This is a genomic window from Micromonospora globispora, from assembly GCF_003857015.1.
Taxonomy (GTDB): Bacteria; Actinomycetota; Actinomycetes; order Mycobacteriales; family Micromonosporaceae; genus Micromonospora; species Micromonospora globispora.
Genome location: NZ_QGGF01000547.1, coordinates 1 through 3,332, shown reverse-complemented (window position 1 = coordinate 3,332; position 3,332 = coordinate 1). Strand labels below are relative to the sequence as shown.

4 protein-coding genes are annotated in these 3,332 nt (G+C 70.3%); 3 read left to right on the top strand and 1 reads right to left on the bottom strand.

Going from position 1 to position 3,332, the window contains the following annotated elements:
* On the top strand, window positions 1-1,013 hold a 1,013-nt coding region (locus DKL51_RS28375; protein WP_124812706.1), incomplete at its 5' end, for a leucyl aminopeptidase.
* A 61-nt stretch (window positions 1,014-1,074) separates the two neighbouring features.
* Here DKL51_RS28375 and DKL51_RS28370 read toward each other — a convergent pair.
* Entirely contained in the window at window positions 1,075-1,404 is a 330-nt protein-coding gene (locus DKL51_RS28370; protein WP_109946914.1) for a hypothetical protein, read from the bottom strand.
* Window positions 1,405-1,580: 176 nt separating this feature from the next.
* On the opposite strand from DKL51_RS28370, the gene lpdA reads away from it, so the two are divergent.
* Window positions 1,581-2,972 carry a dihydrolipoyl dehydrogenase gene (gene lpdA / locus DKL51_RS28365; protein ID WP_124812704.1) on the top strand — a complete coding sequence of 464 codons (1,392 nt, stop codon included), beginning with the start codon at window positions 1,581-1,583 and terminating at the stop codon, window positions 2,970-2,972.
* 68 nt (window positions 2,973-3,040) lie between these two features.
* Window positions 3,041-3,332: biotin/lipoyl-containing protein (locus DKL51_RS28360; RefSeq protein WP_311768089.1), on the top strand; the 292-nt coding region annotated here is incomplete at its 3' end.

Here is a 3,332-nt window from a genome sequence, read left to right as displayed (position 1 = left end):
CCCAGGCGGAGATCACCCGGGCGCAGACGGTGGCCGGTGCGGTCCGGACCACCCGGGACTGGGTCAACACCGCGCCGAACGAGCTGCGTCCGCCGGCGTTCGCCGACGCCGTGGCCGCCGCCGCCCGGGAGGCCGGGCTCGGTGTCGAGGTGCTGGACGAGGCGGCGCTCGCCGCCGGCGGGTACGGCGGCATTCTCGCCGTCGGGCAGGGCTCGGAGGCCCCGCCGCGGCTGGTCAAGCTGACCTACACCCCGGAGGGTGGCGGCAACGGCAAGCGGGTGGCGCTGGTCGGCAAGGGCATCACCTTCGACACCGGCGGCATCTCGATCAAGCCGGCGCAGGGCATGTGGGAGATGAAGTCGGACATGGGCGGTGCGGCGGCGGTCGGCGCCGCCATGCTGGCGATCGCCGCGCTCAAGCCGAGCATCGCGGTGACCGGGTACCTGCCGATGGCGGAGAACATGCCCTCCGGGACGTCGTACCGACCGGGCGATGTGATCAGCATGTACAACGGCAAGAAGGTGGAGGTGCTCAACACCGACGCCGAGGGCCGGATGATCCTCGCCGACGCGATCGCCCGGGCCTGCGAGGACGGCGCCGACTACCTCTTCGAGACCTCGACGCTGACCGGCGGTCAGGTCATCTCGCTGGGCAAGCGGATCGCCGGCGTGATGGGCACCCCGGAGCTGTGCGAGCGGGTTAAGGCCGCCGGTGAGGCGACCGGCGAGCCGGCCTGGCCGATGCCGCTGCCGGACGACGTGCGCAAGGGCATGGACTCCGACGTTGCCGACATCTCCCAGGTCAACGCGGGCATGGACCGGGCCGGTCACATGCTCCAGGGCGGGGTCTTCCTGCGCGAGTTCGTCACCGACGAGGTGGCCTGGGCGCACATCGACATCGCCGGCCCGAGCTACCACTCGGGCGAGGCCACCGGCTACTGGACCAAGGGCGGCACCGGCGTTCCTGTCCGCACCCTGGTGCACCTGGTCGAGGACGTCGCCACCAACGGCTGACGCCCACCCGACATCATGGCGGGGCGCCCCGGGAGGGGCGCCCCGTTCGTCCTTGCGGACGTCAGAAGAGCTCGGGGCGGCGCTTGCGGCGTTCGTTGTAGTCGCGCATGCGTTGCGGGTAGCCCATCAGGCGGACGTCGTACACGGGGATGGCCATCTTGTGGGCGAAGCGGCGGGCGCCCTCCGGGCCGTCGATCCGCCGCCGGGTCCACTCCCCGTCGTCGGCGATCAGCATGACCGTCGTCTCGGTGACCGTCGTCCGCGGCTCGATGTACGCCTCGACTCCCCGCCGGGTCCGGACGAAGTTCTCGAGGTGCTCCAGATCGGCGCGGTCGGGCGCCCGGTCGCGACTCACCGTGCCGGCGCGCCTGCGTCGTCGGAACAGTCCCACCCGGTTCTCTCCTCCCCCGTGGTCATCGAAGACGGTGCCAAGCGTACGTGTCGGCGACGTGTCGTTGGGCACCTCGCTACGCGCTCCGTCCTCGGTGGTGACAAGATGACCGAGGTGGGGTGTGTCTGTTACTCCGCCGTAACCCCCGAAGCAGCGACGCGACCTGGGAGTTGGACGTGAGCGAGCCGAACGACGCAACCTTCGACATCGTCATTCTCGGAGGTGGCAGCGGCGGCTACGCGGCGGCGCTGCGTGCCGCCCAGCTGGACCTCTCCGTCGCGCTGATCGAAAAGGGCAAGCTCGGGGGCACCTGCCTGCACAACGGCTGCATCCCCACCAAGGCCTTGCTGCACGCCGCCGAGATCGCCGACCAGACCCGCGAGTCGGAGCAGTTCGGCGTCAAGGCGGAGCTGGTCGGCATCGACATGGCCGCGGTCAACTCGTACAAGGACGGCGTGATCGCCCGGCTGTACAAGGGCCTGCAGGGCCTGGTCGGCAACGCCAAGAACATCACCTTCGTGGCCGGCGCCGGCAAGCTGGTCGCGCCGAACGCCGTCGAGGTGGACGGCAAGCGCTACACCGGCCGCAACATCATCCTGGCCTCCGGCTCGTACGCGAAGAGCCTGCCCGGCCTGGAGATCGACGGCGAGCGGATCATCACCAGCGACCACGCCCTGACCCTGGACCGGGTCCCCGCCTCCGCGATCGTGCTCGGCGGCGGTGTGATCGGCGTCGAGTTCGCCAGCGTCTGGAAGTCCTTCGGGGTGGACGTGACCATCGTCGAGGCGCTGCCCCGCCTGGTCGCCGCCGAGGACGAGGAGTCGTCGAAGGCGCTGGAGCGGGCCTTCCGCAAGCGGAAGATCAACTTCAAGGTCGGAAAGCCGTTCGAGAAGGTCGAGAAGACCGAGAACGGCGTCAAGGTCACGATCCAGGGCGGCGAGACCGTCGAGGCCGAGCTGCTGCTGGTCGCCGTCGGTCGCGGCCCGAACACCGCCAACCTCGGGTACGAGGAGCAGGGCGTGAAGATGGACCGCGGCTACGTGCTGACCGACGAGCGGCTGCGCACCGGTGTGCCGAACGTCTACGCGGTCGGCGACATCGTGCCCGGCCTGCAGCTCGCGCACCGCGGCTTCCAGCAGGGCATCTTCGTCGCCGAGGAGATCGCCGGCCAGAACCCGGCCGTGATCGACGAGGCCGGCATCCCGCGGGTCACCTACTCCGACCCGGAGCTGGCTTCCGTCGGCCTGACCGAGGCGAAGGCCAAGGAGCAGTACGGCGCTGACAAGATCAAGACCTACAACTACAACCTGGGTGGGAACGGCAAGAGCCAGATCCTCAAGACGGCCGGCTTCGTGAAGCTGGTCCGGGTCGAGGACGGTCCGGTGGTCGGCGTGCACATGGTCGGCGCCCGGGTCGGTGAGCTGGTCGGCGAGGCGCAGCTCATCTACAACTGGGAGGCGTACCCGGCCGAGGTGGCGCAGCTCGTGCACGCCCACCCCACGCAGACCGAGGCCCTGGGCGAGGCGCACCTGGCTCTCGCCGGCAAGCCACTGCACGCGCACGCCTGACCACGACAACCCGCGGCGTCCGGCGACGGGCGATGATCCCACCAGGGGAATGAAGGAGTCTGGAGAACATGCCGGTATCGGTCACCATGCCTCGGCTCGGCGAGAGCGTCACCGAGGGCACCGTCACTCGCTGGCTCAAGCAGGAGGGTGACACCGTCGAGGTCGACGAGCCGCTGCTCGAGGTCTCGACCGACAAGGTCGACACCGAGATCCCGTCGCCCGCCGCGGGCGTGCTGAGCCGGATCGTCGTCGGCGAGGACGAGACCGCCGAGGTCGGCAGCGAACTGGCCGTCATCGCCGGTGAGGGCGAGGAGGCCGGCGCGGCCGCCGCGCCGCAGCCGCAGGAGGCCCCGGCCGAAC